Here is a 15,015-nt window from a genome sequence, read left to right as displayed (position 1 = left end):
TGGCGGACGGAGGGCTCCGGGGCGAGCCCTCGCCCGCTCGGGCCACCCGGGTGGTCGAGGCCTGTGACCGGGGTCGGTGGTTGGGGACGGTGCGGTCCGGGCACCCCTCCTGGAGCGCTCGCGGCGGCATCGCCGTCGCCGGGCCGCTCCCGGGGGGAGTCGACGGAGGCGGGCAGCTGGCCCGCGCACGCGGACGGGACGGAGCACGGGACGTGACCTCGCTGGGCACCGGGCGGCAGACGCTGGGGGACCGCTACGAGCTGCAGGAGCCGATCGCCAGCGGCGGCATGGGCCAGGTGTGGCGCGGCCGCGACGTGCTGCTGGAGCGGCCGGTCGCGGTCAAGGTCCTGCGCAGCGAGTACGCCGACGACCCGGTGTTCCTGGAGCGCTTCCGCTGCGAGGCCCGGCACGCCGCCGCGCTGAGCCACCCGAACATCGCCGCGGTCCTCGACTACGGGGAGACCCGCGACGCCGACACCGGCGAGTCCCTCGCCTACCTGGTGATGGAGCTGGTCGAGGGGGCGCCGCTGTCGGCGCTGCTGTCGGCCGACGGCCCGCTGGAGCCCGGCGCCGCCCTGTCCGTGCTCGAGCAGACGGCGGCCGGCCTCGCCGAGGCGCACCGCGCGGGCCTCGTGCACCGCGACGTCAAGCCGGCCAACATCCTCGTGCGTCCCGACGGCGGGGTGAAGCTCACCGACTTCGGCATCGCCTGGTCGGCCGAGAGCGTGCCGCTCACCGGCACCGGGCAGGTCATCGGCACCGCGCGCTACATGTCGCCGGAGCAGGCCGCCGGCGGGCGGGTCAGCCCGGCCAGTGACGTCTACGCGCTCGGCCTGGTCGGCTACGAGTCGCTCACCGGCCACGCGCCCTTCGAGGGCACCAACCCGGTCGCCGTGGCGCTCAAGCAGGTGCGCGAGCAGCCCGAGCCGCTGCCCGAGGACGTGCCGCCGGTCGTGCGCTCCCTCATCGGCGCGGCGCTGGTGAAGGACCCCGCCGAGCGGCCGGCCGACGCCGACGCCTTCCTCACCGCGGTGCAGGAGACCATCGAGGAGACCTCCGGCTCGACCGCCGTCGGGGCGGGCCCACCGACCAGCCCGGTGCCCGCCCTCCTGCCGGCCGACGACGACGTGCGGGAGCCGCCCAGCCGGCGCCGCGGCGTCCTGCTGCTGGCGCCGGTCCTCGCGCTGGTGCTCGCCGGCCTGCTCGCCGTGGTGCTGTGGCCCGGCGGCTCCGGCGGCGGGCAGGCCCCGGCGCAGGCCGCCGAGTCCTCGACGCCGTCGGGCGGGAGCGCCGCCGCGGCGTCGTCGGTCGTGCTGACCGCCGGCGACCACGTGGGCCGGCCGGTCGAGGACGTCGCCGCCGACCTCACCGCCCTCGGCCTCACCGTCTCCCGGGAGACCGAGCAGACGACGGCGGTCGCGCCGGGCACCGTCGCGGCGCTCGACCCCGTCGGCGTCCCGCTGCGGGCCGGCGACCGCGTCACCCTGTCCGTCGCGGCCGCACCGCCCGCCGCCGGGTCCCCGGCCGGGCCGGCGCCCGCCGAGGACACCGCACCGGCGCGGGAGCCGGCGCCGTCGGACACCGCCGCTCCGGGCAGCGAGTCGGCGACCGCGCCGGCGGCCCCGTCCGCGACCACGCCGCCGGGGCCCGCCCCGTCGCAGCCGGCGGACACCGGCACCGCGCCGTCGGGGGCCGGGGAGTCCGCGCCGGCCGGGTCGGCGCCGGGGGAGTCGGCGCCCGCGCCGGAGGGGTCCGCTCCCGCCCCCTCGGACCCGGTGGAGCCCTCGCCGACCGAGCCGGAGGCCCCGGCGCCGACGGCACCGGAGTCGTCCGAGCCGGTGGAGCCCGCGCCGTCGGAGCCCGCGCCGTCGGAGCCGGATGCCCCCGCGCCGACGTCGCCGGGGTCCCCGGGCTCGTCGTCCGCCCCGTCGGCGGGCCCGTCCGGTCCGTCGTCGGCGGGTACGCCCGGCCCGGACACCGGTGCGGCCGGCTGACCGGCGCCGACTAGGGTCCTCCGCCATGCCGACCAGGTCGCCGGGCGCGCCGGCGGGGACGATCGCGACGCTGGACCTGCCCACCCGCGCGGTCACCGCGCTGACCCGCGCCGGCATCACCGACGTCGCCGCGCTCGCCGGCCTGTCCCGCCGGGAACTGGCCGCCGTGCCGGGGCTCGGGCCGGGGCTGGTGACCGCCATCCGCCGGGTCGTGCCCGAGCCGCCGGCGCAGCTGCCGCTGCCCTCCGAGGACGACGGCGGGCCCGCCTCGCCCGAGATCCCGTCCTTCGCCTCGCTGCGCGACCCCCGCCGGCGCACCGCCTTCGACCTGCTGGTGCCCGAGGCGCCGCCCGATGCCCAGGTCGAGGCCCAGGCCGATGCCCAGGTCGGGGCCCCCGTCGAGGCCCGGGGCGCGGCCGCACCGGACGCCGGGCCCGCGGGCGCCCCGGAGGACGACGCGGACCCCGGCGACGACGAGCCCGAGCCGGCCCCCGCATCCCCGCGCGCGGCGACTCCCCGGGCGGCGGCGCCCCGCCCGGCCGAGTACGCCGACCTCCTCGCCTTCGGCGTCCGGGTGGCCCGGTCCGCCGTCACGCTGCCCGCCCGGCTGGCCGTCTGGTCGGTGCGCACGCAGGCCGACTGCCTGCGCCGTCTGCTCGGCTGAACGAGGAGGATCCCGTGTCGCTGCAGCGCCGGGGGGTCGCGCGCCTGCGCGCGGCCCTGGTCGGTCTGGCCCTCGCGGCCCTCGTCCCGGTCACCGCCGCCTGTGGGGGCGAGGGCGGCGGCGGGGGCGGCGGGGACGGTGTCGAGCAGGTCGAGGACGAGGGCGGCTCCGGCGGCTCCAGCGGCGAGGACCAGAACGAGCCCGACGAGAACGAGTCGGACGAGAACGAGCCGGACGAGAACGAGCCGGACGAGAACGAGCCGGACGAGAACGAGCCCGACGAGGGCTGAGCCCGAGGGCTGGGTCCGCGGGACGCGAGGCGACACGCCGACGACGCGCGCGACACTCGTCACGCCGGACCGGCGCGAGATTGTCACGGGGCGATAACGACGTCTACCGTGGCGCCGTCCGACCGGTCGTCACGTCCCCGTCCGGGGAGTCCGGGCGGATGCCGCCGAGTCGCCCTCCGGGGCGAGCCGGGGACCCACCGCACCACTGGGGTGAATCCCGCGGGGCCGGACACCGTCCGCCCGCAGGTAGGGCTGCTTCCCGCCCGAACCCGTCAGCTGACCCGGTAGGCGGCCATCGGGAGAACGGAGAGCCGCCGGATGGCGCGCGCCCTCAGCACGACCGCACCACCCCCGCGCCGGCTCCGCCGCACCGGGGTGCGTCCCCGGATCTGACCGCCCCGGCCGTCCCCGACGCCGGTCCCGCGACCGCCCGGCCCCGCCCGGACGCCGGTCGCCGGCCGACCGCGTCCCGCGGACCGCCGGAGCCGCCCGCACATCCGCCACGCCGTGCCCGCCGCCGGGCCGCGTGGCCGCACCCCTGGAGCACAGCCCCGCATGGACGCCCCCACCGCCGAGATCCGCACGCCGGAGCCGGCCGCCCCCACCGCGGAGATCGCCGTCCCCGCCGCGCCCCGCGGCGCCGGCCGGACCGCCCGCCGCGCCGCCCGCCCCGCCGCCCGCCGCTCCGCCGTCCGCCGCCCCGGGCTGCTGCTCGGCGTCGCCGCGGCCGGCGCGCTGGCCGCCAACCTGCTGCTCACCCCCGACCCGGCCGCCGAGGCGCAGGCCGGCACGTCGGAGTCGCTGAGCGTCGCCCAGGCGCTGGGGCTGTCGGCCGCCACCGGTCCCGCCGCCACCGAGCCGCAGACGGTGCAGCCGCAGGACATCGCGGAGCTCGGCCAGGTCGCCGCGAGCCGCGGCAGCCGCGAGGCCGCCGAGACCGCCGCCCAGCAGGCGCAGGCCGGCGCCGACCAGGCCGCCCGCGACGCCCAGGCCGCCGAGGCCGCCCGGCTCGCCGCCGAGGCCGAGGCCGCCCGCGTCGCCGCCGAGGCCGCCGCCGCCGCGGAAGCCGCCGCAGCCGAGGCGGCTGCCGCCGCGGAGGCCGAGCAGGAGTCCGCCGCCGCGTCGTCGTCCGCGTCCTCGTCGACCGCCTCGTCGTCGGCGTCGTCGTCCGCCACCGGGACGACCGCCTCCCGGGTGGCCCGGATCAGCAACACCTCCGGCCCGGTGCGGTCGGTGGTGCAGGCCGCGGCCGACGCCGTGGTGAGCAACGTGCCCGGCGCCGCCTCGATCACCCTCGGCGGCACCCGGCCCAGCGCGGCCGACCCGGGCGGGCACCCGTCGGGCCTGGCGCTGGACTACATGGTCATGTCCGACGCCGCCCTCGGCGACGCGATCGTGCAGTACCACATCGACCACTGGTCCGAGCTCGGCGTCGACTACCTCATCTGGGAGCAGCGGATGCTGTCCTCGCCGGGCGGCTCGTGGTCGCGCATGGAGGACCGCGGCGGCGTGACCGCCAACCACTACGACCACGTGCACGTCAACTACCAGGGCTGAGCCCCGGGGCCGGTCCGCTCAGGCCGGCAGCCAGCGCACCGGGTCCTCGAGCACCGCGTCGAGGGCCCGGAGCGCCGCGCCCGTGGCCCCCGCGGCCGGCACCGCACCGCCGGCGTCGACCACCGGCCGCCGCCAACGGGCCGACAGCACCCGGCGTGCCAGGTGCTCCTCCAGGCGCGGGCGCAGCAGGCCGGTGAGCTCGGCGAGGTGCCCGCCGAGCACGACGGTCGGGATGTCGAGGACGTTCACCACCCCGGCCAGGGCCACGCCCAGCGCCCACGCGGCGCCGTCGACCGCCGCCCGCGCGGCCGGGTCGCCGGCCTCCGCGCGGGTGCGTAGCTCGCCGGGGCCGGCGTCGGCGGGCACCCCGGCCGCGGCGAGCAGCGCCAGCCGGCCGGCGTAGCGCTCCAGGCAGCCGGTGGACCCGCACGGGCACGCCGGTCCGGCGGGGTCGACGCAGACGTGCCCGATCTCGCCGGCCCAGCCCGAGCTGCCGGTCATCACCCGCCCACCCAGCACCGCGGCGCCGCCGATGCCGATCTGGCCGGACAGGTAGACGAAGTCGCGGTGCGGCCCGGGGCGCCCCGGCGCGTCCTCGGCGACGCTGCGCGCGGCCAGGTCGGCCTCGTTGCCCAGCGCCGGCACCAGGTCCGCCGGGAGCGCGCCGGCCAGCAGCTCGGCCGGGCACACCCGCGACCAGCGCAGGTTCGGCGCGCGCAGCAGCAGCCCGCGGCCGGCGTCGACCAGGCCGGGCAGGGCCAGCCCCGCCCCGACGACGCGGGTGCCCGCGGGCAGCGCGCCCAGCACGTCGGCGGCCAGCCCGCCCAGCAGCGACAGCGCGGCGGCCGGGTCGCTGTCGCGCAGGTCCTCCTCGTGCAGCCGCTCCGCGAGCACCCGGCCGCGCAGGTCGAGCACCCGGACGGCGACCAGGCCGGCGTCGACCTGCATGCCCAGGCCCGCGGGCCGCGAGCCGGGCGCCAGGGGGGTGGCGGGGCGGCCGCGGCGGGCGGCGGGCCCGCGCTCCACCTCGTCGAGCAGGCCGCCGGCGACGAGGTCGTCGACCAGCCGGGCCGCCGTCCCCCGGGTGGTGCCGAGGGCCGCGGCGACGCCGGCCCGGGACAGCTCGCCGGGGTCGGCGCAGACGGCGCGCAGGACCAGCCCCAGGTTGGTCGCGCGCAGGGTCGACTGCCGGGCACCGCTGGGGGTACGGCCGTCGGACACGGGTTGAGGCTAGCGGCGTCCGTCGTTTATGTTCTACGGCAGCACAAAAGCGGTGGCCCACGTCACCCGGACGAGCACCCCGTGCCCAGCGGAAGGAACCCCATGGCGAACCAGCCCACCCGCGAGGACAAGTTCAGCTTCGGTCTGTGGACCGTGGGCTGGAACGCCCGCGACCCGTTCGGCGAGGCCACCCGCCCGGCGATCGACCCGGTGGAGAGCGTCGAGAAGCTGGCCGAGATGGGCGCCTACGGCGTCACCTTCCACGACGACGACCTGATCCCCTTCGGCACCGGCGACGCCGAGCGCACGAAGATCATCGAGCGGTTCAAGCAGGCGCTGGCCGACACCGGCCTCGTCGTGCCCATGGCCACCACCAACCTGTTCACCCACCCGGTGTTCAAGGAGGGCGGCCTCACCGCCAACGACCGCGGCGTCCGCCGGTTCGCGCTGCGCAAGATCATGCGCAACATGGACCTGGCCGCCGAGCTCGGCGCCAAGACCTACGTCCTGTGGGGCGGCCGCGAGGGCGCCGAGGTCGACGGGGCCAAGGACCTCTCGGCGGCGCTGGACCGCTACCGCGAGGGCATCGACACCCTGGCCCAGTACTCCGAGGACCGCGGCTACGGCCTGCGCTTCGCCCTGGAGCCCAAGCCCAACGAGCCCCGCGGCGACATCTTCCTGCCCACCATCGGGCACGCGATCGCCTTCATCACCACCCTGCAGCACGCCGACCTGGTGGGCGTGAACCCCGAGGTCGGGCACGAGCAGATGGCCGGCCTGAACTACACGCACGGCATCGCGCAGGCGCTGTGGCAGGGCAAGCTCTTCCACATCGACCTCAACGGCCAGCACGGCATCAAGTACGACCAGGACCTGGTCTTCGGCCACGGCGACGTGCTCAGCGCCTTCGCCACCGTCGACCTGCTCGAGCACGGCGGCCCGAACGGCGGCCCGGCCTACGACGGCCCCCGCCACTTCGACTACAAGCCGCTGCGCACCGAGGACCTGAAGGGCGTCTGGGAGTCGGCCGCGGCCAACATGCGCACCTACCTGCTGCTCAAGGAGCGGGCCGCCGCGTTCCGCGCCGACCCGGAGGTGCAGGAGGCCCTCGCCGACGCCGCCGTGCCGGAGCTCGCGCAGCCGACCCTCGGCGACGGCGAGTCCTACGAGCAGCTGCTCGCCGACCGCTCGGCGTTCGAGGACTTCGACGCCGACGCCGCCGGTGCGCGCCGCGGTGGCCAGGTCCGCCTGTCGCAGCTGGCCGTCGAGCACCTCCTCGGCGCCCGCTGATGCCTCTGGTCGCGGGGGTCGACACCTCGACCCAGGCCTGCAAGGTCGTCGTCCGGGACGCCGACTCCGGCACCCTCGTCCGCGAGGGCCGGGCGCCGCACCCCGAGGGCACCGAGGTGGCCCCCGCGGCCTGGGCGGCCGCGCTGGAGCAGGCGGTGGCGCAGGCCGGCGGTCTCGACGACGTCGCCGCGGTCGCCGTCGGCGGCCAGCAGCACGGCATGGTCTGCCTCGACGAGGACGGCTCGGTCGTGCGGGACGCCCTGCTCTGGAACGACACCCGCTCCGCCGGCGCGGCCGCCGACCTCACCCGTGAGCTCGGCGGCCCGCAGGCGTGGGCCGACGCCGTCGGCCTGGTGCCGGTGGCGTCCTTCACCGTCACCAAGCTGCGCTGGCTGGCCGAGCACGAGCCGGCCAACGCGGAGCGCACCGCCGCGGTCTGCCTGCCGCACGACTGGCTGACCTGGGTGCTGGCCGGCAGGCCGGGCCTCGACGCGCTGGTCACCGACCGCGGCGACGCCAGCGGCACCGGCTACTGGTCGGCTGCGACGGGGGAGTACCGCCCCGACCTGCTGGAGCGCGCCTTCGGCCGCACCCCGGCGCTGCCGCGGGTGCTCGGGCCCGCGGAGTCCGCGGGCACGTCCACCACCGGCGCGCAGCTGGGCCCGGGCACCGGCGACAACGCCGCCGCGGCCCTGGGGCTGGCCGCCGAGCCCGGCGACGTCGTCCTGTCGGTGGGCACCTCCGGCGTCGTGTCGATCGTGTCGGAGGTCCCCGCCGCCGACGCGACCGGCGCGGTCGCCGGGTTCGCCGACGCCACCGGCCGCTACCTGCCGCTGGTGGCCACGCTCAACGCCGCCCGCGTCCTGGACGCCACCGCGCGGCTGCTGGGCGTCGGCCACGACGAGCTGTCCCGGCTCGCCCTGTCGGCCCAGGCCGGCGCCGGCGGGCTGACGCTGGTGCCCTACCTGGAGGGCGAGCGCACGCCCGACCGCCCGACGTCGACCGGCGCCCTGCACGGCCTGACGCTCGGCACCTCCACCCCGGCGCACCTCGCGCGCGCCGCGGTCGAGGGGCTGCTGTGCGGCCTGGCCGACGGACTCGACGCCGTCCGCGCCACCGGGGCGGAGGTCCGCCGGGTGCTGCTGGTCGGCGGCGGCGCCCGCTCGGAGGCGGTGCGGGCGATCGCCCCGGCCGTCCTCGGGGTGCCGGTGCTCGTGCCGCCGCCGGGGGAGTACGTGGCCGACGGCGCAGCCCGCCAGGCGGCCTGGGTGCTGTCGGGCGCCGACGCCCCGCCGGAGTGGGCGCGGCCGGGCACCGAGGTGCACGAGGCCGACGTGACGCCGGGGGTGCGCGAGCGCTACGCCGAGGTGCGGGAGATGACCGCCGAGCGCCTGCGCGCCGGGTGAGCGGGGGGTTCCTCCCGGAGGGGCTGACGCCGTCGCTGCTGGCCCTGGTGCTGGTGGCGGCGCTGGCCGCGGGGTGGGTCGACGCCGTCGTGGGCGGCGGGGGCCTCATCCAGCTGCCGGCGCTGCTGCTGGTGCCGGGGCTGGCGCCGGTGCAGGCGCTGGCCACCAACAAGCTCGCCTCGGTGTTCGGCACCACCACCAGCGCGGTCACCTACCAGCGCCGGGTGCACCCCGACCTGCGCACCGCGCTGCCCATGGCCGCGGTCGCGCTCGCCGGCTCGTTCGGCGGCGCGTCGGTGGCGGCGCTGCTGCCGGCGAGCGTGTTCAAGCCGGTGATCGTCGTCGCGCTGGTCGGGATCGCGCTGTTCACCGCGTTCCGGCCCGCGCTCGGCGAGGTGACGGCGCTGCGGCACACCGGCCGCCGGCACACCGGCACCGCGCTCGCGATCGGCGCGGTCATCGGGTTCTACGACGGCGTGCTGGGCCCCGGCACCGGCTCGTTCCTCGTGTTCGCCCTGGTCTCGCTGCTGGGCTACGACTTCCTGAACGCCAGCGCCAAGGCGAAGATCGTCAACGTCGCCACCAACCTCGGGGCGCTGGCGTTCTTCGTCCCGCACGGGTCGGTGGTGTGGGGGCTGGGCCTGTCGCTGGCCGCGGCCAACGTGGTCGGCGGCTACCTCGGCTCCCGGACGGCGACCAGCCGCGGCACCGGGTTCATCCGCGCCGTCTTCCTCGTCGTGGTCACCGCGCTCGTCGTGCGGCTGGGCTGGGACGTGTGGACGGAGAACGTGCGCGGCTGACCGGGTCCCCGCGGGCGCGCCGCGGGGACCCGGCCGCACCTCACGTCCCGCGCAGCTCGCGGCGCAGGATCTTGCCGGTGACCGTCTTCGGCAGCTCGTCGAGGAGCACGACGCTGCGCGGGTACTTGTAGGCGGCCATCCGCTCCCGGCAGTGCGCGATCAGCTCGTCGGGCGTCGCGCTCGCGCCCGGCTTGAGGCTGACGAACGCCTTGACCGTCTCCCCGCGCTTCTCGTCCGGGACGCCGACGACGGCGGACTCCCGGACGGCGGGGTGCTCGGCCAGGACGTCCTCGACCTCGCGTGGCCACACCTTGTAGCCCGACGCGTTGATCATGTCCTTCTTGCGGTCGACGATGAACACCCAGCCCTGCGGGTCCATGAAGCCGACGTCGCCGCTCTTCAGGGCCCCGCCGGGCAGGTTGGCCGCCGTCTCCTCGGGCTTGCCCCAGTAGCCGGCCACCACCTGCGGGCCGTCGGCCACGATCTCGCCGACCTCGCCCAGCGGCACGTCCGCGCCGTCGTCGTCCTGGATCCGCACGATCGTGTTCGGCGCCGGGACGCCCACCGACAGCGCGCCCGACGTCGGGTCCACCGGCGACGGCGACCCGAACGGCGTCACCGTCATCGGCGACGTCGTCTCCGTGAGGCCGTAGGCGTTGTGCACCTGACGGCCGGTGGCCTCGAGGAACCCGCGCTCGGCGGCCGGGGAGATCGCCGCGCCGCCGGAGTAGATCGACGTGAACGACTCGAAGTGCGCCTTGGTGAAACCCGGGGCGTTGAGCAGCGCGCTGAACGCGGTGATCGCCCCGATGGTGAACGCCGGCCGGTGCTCGAGGAACGCGTCGAGCACCACCTGCGGCTCGAAGCGGTAGGCGAGCACCAGCGTCTGCGGCACCAGCATGCTCACCGCGACGTGCCCGATCAGGCCGGTGATGTGGAACAGCGGAGCGATCCCGAAGATCGAGCCGTCCCGGCCGGCGTGGGTCCAGTCGCGGTAGACCTGCGCGGTGAAGCAGACGTTGCGGTGGGTGTTCATCGCCCCCTTGGGCACGCCCGTCGTCCCCGACGTGTAGGTCAGGAACGCGACGTCGTCGGGCCCGAGCGCGGCCGCGGGCGGGGTCTGCCCGCGGTGCTGCTCGACGAACTCCAGCAGGTCCGTGGTGCCCTCGTGCCGCTGCCGGGTGACCCCGGCGAACAGCCGCTCGTCGTCGCGGGTCTGCAGGTCCAGCCCGCTGGTGGTGAGCACCAGCCGGACGTCGGTGCCCGGGACGACGTCGCGCGCGACCTCGTCGTAGAGGGTGTCCAGGCACAGCAGCACCGTCGCCCCGGAGTCGGCGAGCAGGTAGGACAGCTCCCGCGTCCGGCTCATGGGGTTGATCGACACCATGACGCCGCCGGCCTTCCAGGTGGCCACCATCGCCATGACGAACTGCGGCACGTTCTGCAGGTAGACCGCCAGCCGGTCGCCGGGGGAGAACCCGTTGGCGAGCAGGCCGGCCGCCATCGCGTCGGTCGTCTCGTCGAGCTCCCGGCGGGGAACGGCGCCGTCGAAGTACTGCAGGGCGACGCCGTCGGGGTCGCGCTCCACGCCCGCGCGGAACATCGACAGCGCGTCGGCGAACTCGATGTCGTAGTCGGCCGGCTGCCCGCCGTAGAGGGACAGCCAGGGCCGGTCGTCGTAGCCGCTCACGACGGGCTCACTTGAGGACGACGGGGTTGACCGGGGAGCCACTGCCCTGGTGCACCTTGAGCGGCGCGGCGACGTAGAGGCCGTCGTACTGGCCGTCCTCGGCGCAGTCGGCGGCGAGTGCCTCGAGGTCGGCGATCTCGGTGAGCGTGACGCCGAGGTTGCGCATGAGCGCGTTGTGCAGCACCAGTGCGACGCCGTTGTTCGGGTCGGTGGTGACCTCGTTGGCGATCGTGTCGGTGACCAGGTTCGGGATCTCCATGTCCTGGAACCACTGCACGAGCTCGGGGCTGTAGACCAGGCCCGGCTCGTTGAAGCCCTCGTAGAAGCCCTCGCCCTGCTCGAAGAACAGCTGCAGGAAGTTGGTGCGGATGACCAGGATGTCCCGCTTGCGGATCTCGGTGCCCTGCGCCTGCGCGCAGGCCACGAGGTCCTCGTGGGTGAAGGTCTCGCCCTTGTCGAGCGTGGGCTTGCCGCGGAAGCGGGCCATGTCGAGCAGCACCGCCCGGCCGACGACGCCGCGCTGGGCGATCGGCTCGACGCTGGCCTTGTCCAGGCCGCCGATCGTCGTCCGCGCGTCGTAGCCGTTCCAGATCTTGCCGCCGTACCAGACGTGGCCGAGCCCGTCGTACTGCGTGGAGCCCTGCAGGAACGCGTTGATCTTGTCGTCGGCGTAGTGCAGGCCGCCGGGGTACTGCGGCGCGTCGGGGGAGTCCCAGGTGGACTCGTCGAGGATCTGGGTGCGCTCGGCCGGGGTGCGGCCGGGCCAGACCGGGTCGCCCTTCGGGTCGCCGATCAGCCGCTGCAGCGTGAAGACCTTGCCCTGCCGGACGAGCCCGACGGCGGCGAGCACCTGCTCGGGGCCGAGGTAGTTCAGCGAGCCGACCTCGTCGTCGTCGCCCCACTTGCCCCAGTTGGTGGGCGAGTCGGCGAGGAGCTCCTCGAGGGAGGGGACGGTGGTCTCGGGCTCTGCGGTCACGGCTGGCCTCCATGGGCAGACGGGGAAACGGTTGCGGGGTGCACCCGACCCCGACCCTGCCGCGCTGTGGTCCCGGCCACAAGGCGGGTGCAACGATCCCTGCAACCGGATCCGCCGCCCAGCCGAGGAGCGCGTCATGACCAGCCCCGAGTCCGTCTTCACCTACGGCGCGCCCCAGCTCAAGTTCGGCAGCGGGGCGTCCGACGAGATCGGCTACGACCTCAGCCGCTACGGCGTGCGGCGGGTGCTCGTGGTGACCGACCCGGGGGTGGCGGCCACCGGCCTGCCGCAGCGGGTGGCCGACCAGATGGGCCGCTTCGGCATCGAGGCGCGGGTGTACGACGGCGTGCACGTCGAGCCCACCGACGTCAGCCTCACCCAGGCCATCGAGGACGCCCGCTCGTCCGGGCCGTGGGACGCGTTCGTGGCCGTCGGCGGCGGCTCGAGCATCGACACCGCCAAGGCGATCAACCTGCTCACCACGAACCCCGGCGAGCTCATGGACTACGTCAACGTGCCGGTCGGGAAGGGGCAGGCACCGAGCGAGCCGCTGCGGCCGCTGGTCGCCGTCCCGACCACGACGGGCACCGGGTCGGAGAGCACGACGATCTGCGTGATGGACGTGATCGCCCAGCGGGTGAAGACCGGCATCAGCCACGCGCGGCTGCGGCCCACCCTCGCCGTCATCGACCCCGACCTGACGCTCACCCAGCCGGCCGGCGTCACGGCGGCGTCGGGGATGGACATCCTCTGCCACGCGCTGGAGAGCTACACCGCGCGCTGGTACACGACCTACGACCGCAAGGCGCCCGAGCAGCGGGTGCCCTACTGCGGGTCCAACCCGATCTCGGACATGTGGTCGGAGAAGGCCCTGTCGCTGCTGGCCGGCTCGTTCCGGCGGGCGGTGCGGCACGGCGACGACACGCAGGCCCGCGCGGACATGGCGATGGCGGCCACCTTCGCCGGCATGGGCTTCGGCAACGCCGGCGTGCACATCCCGCACGCCAACGCCTACCCGATCGCCGGGCAGGTGAAGGACTTCCACCCCAAGGACTACCCGGCCGACGAGCCGATGGTGCCGCACGGGATGTCGGTGGCGCTGACCGCGCCGGAGGCCTTCCGGTTCACCTTCGACGCCTCGCCCGAGCGGCACGTGCGCGCCGCGCAGCTGCTCGCGCCGAACGCCGGGCAGCCCGACGACCCCTCGGAGTTCCTGCCCACCGTGCTCACCGACCTGATGCGCGACATCGACATCCCGAACGGGGTGGGCGCGGTCGGCTTCGGGGAGGGCGACGTCGGCGACCTGGTCGAGGGCACGATGAAGCAGCAGCGGCTGCTGGCCACCTGCCCGAAGGAGGTCACCGAGGACGACGTCGCGGGGATCTTCCGCCGCTCGATGTCGCTGTGGTGACCGCGGCCCGCTGACCGGACCTCGCTGACCGGACCGCGCGCCGCGGTGCCCGGCCTCGCCCCGCAGCGCGAGGTCGGGCACCGCGCGGCGAGGCCGGGGCGGGCTCAGCCGGCCGGGATGACGCTCTTGGTGACCTGCGCCGAGGCGACGAGGACGCCGTCGACGGTCGCCTCGGACCGCAGGAACGCCACCGCCCGCCCGCGGCGCAGCACCGTGCCGGTGACGTCGACGCGCGCGCCCGCCGGCACCGGCCGCAGCAGCGAGGCGGTGAGGTCGTGGGTGACGGCGTGCTCGGTGTCGGCCAGCTGCGGCAGCAGCGCGAGGAACGCCGCGACGTCGAGGAAGGTGTAGACGACGCCGCCGTGCAGCAGCGCGGCCTGGTTCTGCGCGGCCGCGTCGACGGGGAACCAGATGCCGGCGGTCGGGTCGGCCGGGTCGCGCAGCCGCATGCCCAGGTGCCGGTGCAGCGGGATGCCGAGGACCGCCCGCACCCGCGCGGCGGTCGCCTCCGGGGAGGTCACCGCGCCAGCAGGTCGAGGACCCGGCGCAGGAGCAGCGTCGCGGCGTCCGGGTCGTAGGAGGGCAGCGTGCGGTCGGCGAAGTAGTGCTGGTCGCCGGGGTAGGTGAACAGCTCGGCGTCGGCCGTGGACGCGGCGAGCGCGCGTGCGGCGTCGAGGTCGCCGTCGTCGACGAACAGCGGGTCGGCGTCCATGCCGTGCACCTGCACGGGGACGCCGGCCGGCCACGCGCCGAACTCCTCGGCCGGGAGGCAGGAGTAGAGGAGCACCGCGCCACGCGCGCCGGGGCGGGTCTGCGCCAGGCTCTGCGCGGGGAGCACCCCGAGCGACATGCCGGCGTAGACGAGTTCCGCCGGGAGGTCCGCGACGGCGGCCGCCCCGCGGTCCAGCAGCTCGCCGGAGCCGGTCGCCCGGGCGTGCCCGACGCCGGCGTCGACCGTGTCGAAGGTGGCGCCGGCGTACAGGTCGGGCGTGTGCACCGTGTGCCCGGCGGCCCGCAGGTCGTCGGCGAACGCGGTGACGCCGGGGGTCAGCCCGAGCGCGTGGTGGAACAGGACGACCTCGGCCATGCGGGCATCATGCCGAGCGCCCGCGGCGGGCGCCCGGCGGTCCGGGCGGCGGACCGTCAGGCGCTGAGACGCTCGCGGCGCTCGAGGCGCACCCGGCGGCGCTCGCGCTCGGACAGGCCGCCCCAGATGCCGAAGCGCTCGTCGTTGGCGAGGGCGAACTCCAGGCACTCGGCGCGCACGGTGCAGCCGGTGCACACGCGCTTGGCCTCGCGGGTGGAGCCGCCCTTCTCCGGGAAGAAGGCCTCGGGGTCGGTCTCGGCGCACAGGGCGTCGAGGCGCCAGGCGGCCGAGCCGCCCTCGGTGGTGTCGGCCCAGAAGGACAGCGGGGACTGCTCGGCGGGGGCGTCCGCCGCGACCTCGTAGTCGTCGTACACGTCCTCGGCGTCGTAGCCGAAGTCGGCCTCGTCGTAGGCGAGGGCGGGGCCGTCGGCGACGAGGCTGAGGTGGGGGCGCGAGAAGGTGTACACGGGAAGCTCCTCGGGAGTCGGGGTGAGGCGTCGTCCGCTGTGACGGACGGGTACGCCCTGGCTGCTGACAGTGACGTTACGGAGACCCGTCCCGTGATCGCACTGGCAGAAAACTGCGGAACGTCGGCGTCCGCTTGTCGTTACCTGCCCTCGACCTGACCC

At 76.3% G+C, this 15,015-nt stretch carries 14 protein-coding genes and 1 riboswitch; of the genes, 8 read left to right on the top strand and 6 right to left on the bottom strand.

What is annotated here, in order from left to right:
* Positions 1-212 precede the first annotated feature (212 nt).
* The 4 genes from BUE37_RS09780 (at position 213) to BUE37_RS09765 (ending at position 4,505) form a co-directional block, all read left to right on the top strand.
* Positions 213-1,994, top strand: coding sequence for a serine/threonine-protein kinase (locus BUE37_RS09780; RefSeq protein WP_073420015.1), 1,782 nt, complete (start codon positions 213-215; stop codon positions 1,992-1,994).
* A 25-nt stretch (positions 1,995-2,019) separates the two neighbouring features.
* Complete coding sequence (locus tag BUE37_RS09775) at positions 2,020-2,658, top strand: DNA-directed RNA polymerase subunit alpha C-terminal domain-containing protein (protein WP_073420014.1); 639 nt, start codon at positions 2,020-2,022, stop codon at positions 2,656-2,658.
* Between the two features lie 14 nt (positions 2,659-2,672).
* Positions 2,673-2,948, top strand: coding sequence for a hypothetical protein (locus BUE37_RS23770; RefSeq protein WP_073420013.1), 276 nt, complete (start codon positions 2,673-2,675; stop codon positions 2,946-2,948).
* Between the two features lie 152 nt (positions 2,949-3,100).
* Positions 3,101-3,255, top strand: a riboswitch (cyclic di-AMP (ydaO/yuaA leader).
* 248 nt (positions 3,256-3,503) lie between these two features.
* Positions 3,504-4,505 (top strand): VldE C-terminal domain-containing protein, encoded by a 1,002-nt coding sequence (locus BUE37_RS09765; protein WP_245794481.1) that lies wholly within the window; start codon positions 3,504-3,506, stop codon positions 4,503-4,505.
* An 18-nt stretch (positions 4,506-4,523) separates the two neighbouring features.
* Here the strand turns inward: BUE37_RS09765 and BUE37_RS09760 are convergent, their stop codons facing one another.
* Positions 4,524-5,726, bottom strand: coding sequence for an ROK family transcriptional regulator (locus BUE37_RS09760; protein WP_073420012.1), 1,203 nt, complete (start codon positions 5,724-5,726; stop codon positions 4,524-4,526).
* 102 nt (positions 5,727-5,828) lie between these two features.
* On the opposite strand from BUE37_RS09760, the gene xylA reads away from it, so the two are divergent.
* Genes xylA through BUE37_RS09745 form a run of 3 tightly spaced genes read left to right on the top strand, consistent with a single transcriptional unit; the run spans position 5,829 to position 9,222 of the window.
* A complete protein-coding gene (xylA, locus tag BUE37_RS09755; RefSeq protein WP_073420011.1) occupies positions 5,829-7,016 on the top strand; it encodes a xylose isomerase in 1,188 nt (395 codons plus the stop codon).
* Positions 7,016-8,422: a xylulokinase gene (xylB, locus tag BUE37_RS09750; RefSeq protein ID WP_073420010.1), complete on the top strand. Its 1,407-nt coding sequence runs from the start codon at positions 7,016-7,018 to the stop codon at positions 8,420-8,422. The genes xylA and xylB overlap by 1 nt, the downstream gene beginning before the upstream one ends.
* Positions 8,419-9,222 carry a sulfite exporter TauE/SafE family protein gene (locus tag BUE37_RS09745; protein WP_073420009.1) on the top strand — a complete coding sequence of 268 codons (804 nt, stop codon included), beginning with the start codon at positions 8,419-8,421 and terminating at the stop codon, positions 9,220-9,222. The genes xylB and BUE37_RS09745 overlap by 4 nt, the downstream gene beginning before the upstream one ends.
* A gap of 40 nt (positions 9,223-9,262) precedes the next feature.
* On the opposite strand, the gene BUE37_RS09740 is transcribed toward BUE37_RS09745, so the two are convergent.
* Positions 9,263-10,912 (bottom strand): AMP-binding protein, encoded by a 1,650-nt coding sequence (locus BUE37_RS09740; protein ID WP_073420008.1) that lies wholly within the window; start codon positions 10,910-10,912, stop codon positions 9,263-9,265.
* 7 nt (positions 10,913-10,919) lie between these two features.
* Positions 10,920-11,888 (bottom strand): cyclase family protein, encoded by a 969-nt coding sequence (locus BUE37_RS09735; RefSeq protein WP_073420007.1) that lies wholly within the window; start codon positions 11,886-11,888, stop codon positions 10,920-10,922.
* Positions 11,889-12,024: 136 nt separating this feature from the next.
* Here BUE37_RS09735 and BUE37_RS09730 point away from each other — a divergent pair, with 136 nt between their 5' ends.
* Positions 12,025-13,299 carry a hydroxyacid-oxoacid transhydrogenase gene (locus BUE37_RS09730; RefSeq protein ID WP_073420006.1) on the top strand — a complete coding sequence of 425 codons (1,275 nt, stop codon included), beginning with the start codon at positions 12,025-12,027 and terminating at the stop codon, positions 13,297-13,299.
* A 104-nt stretch (positions 13,300-13,403) separates the two neighbouring features.
* Here BUE37_RS09730 and BUE37_RS09725 read toward each other — a convergent pair whose 3' ends face one another.
* Genes BUE37_RS09725 through BUE37_RS24965 form a run of 3 tightly spaced genes read right to left on the bottom strand, consistent with a single transcriptional unit; the run spans position 13,404 to position 14,853 of the window.
* Positions 13,404-13,820 (bottom strand): PaaI family thioesterase, encoded by a 417-nt coding sequence (locus BUE37_RS09725; protein WP_073420005.1) that lies wholly within the window; start codon positions 13,818-13,820, stop codon positions 13,404-13,406.
* Complete coding sequence (locus BUE37_RS09720) at positions 13,817-14,386, bottom strand: dienelactone hydrolase family protein (protein ID WP_073420004.1); 570 nt, start codon at positions 14,384-14,386, stop codon at positions 13,817-13,819. The genes BUE37_RS09725 and BUE37_RS09720 overlap by 4 nt, the downstream gene beginning before the upstream one ends.
* Before the next feature lie 56 nt (positions 14,387-14,442).
* Complete coding sequence (locus BUE37_RS24965) at positions 14,443-14,853, bottom strand: WhiB family transcriptional regulator (RefSeq protein WP_425432415.1); 411 nt, start codon at positions 14,851-14,853, stop codon at positions 14,443-14,445.
* Positions 14,854-15,015 lie beyond the last annotated feature (162 nt).

The sequence above is a fragment of the Geodermatophilus nigrescens genome, assembly GCF_900129495.1.
Taxonomy (GTDB): domain Bacteria; phylum Actinomycetota; class Actinomycetes; order Mycobacteriales; family Geodermatophilaceae; genus Geodermatophilus; species Geodermatophilus nigrescens.
Note: the sequence above shows the minus strand (reverse complement) of the source record. Positions and strands in the feature narration are given on the sequence as shown.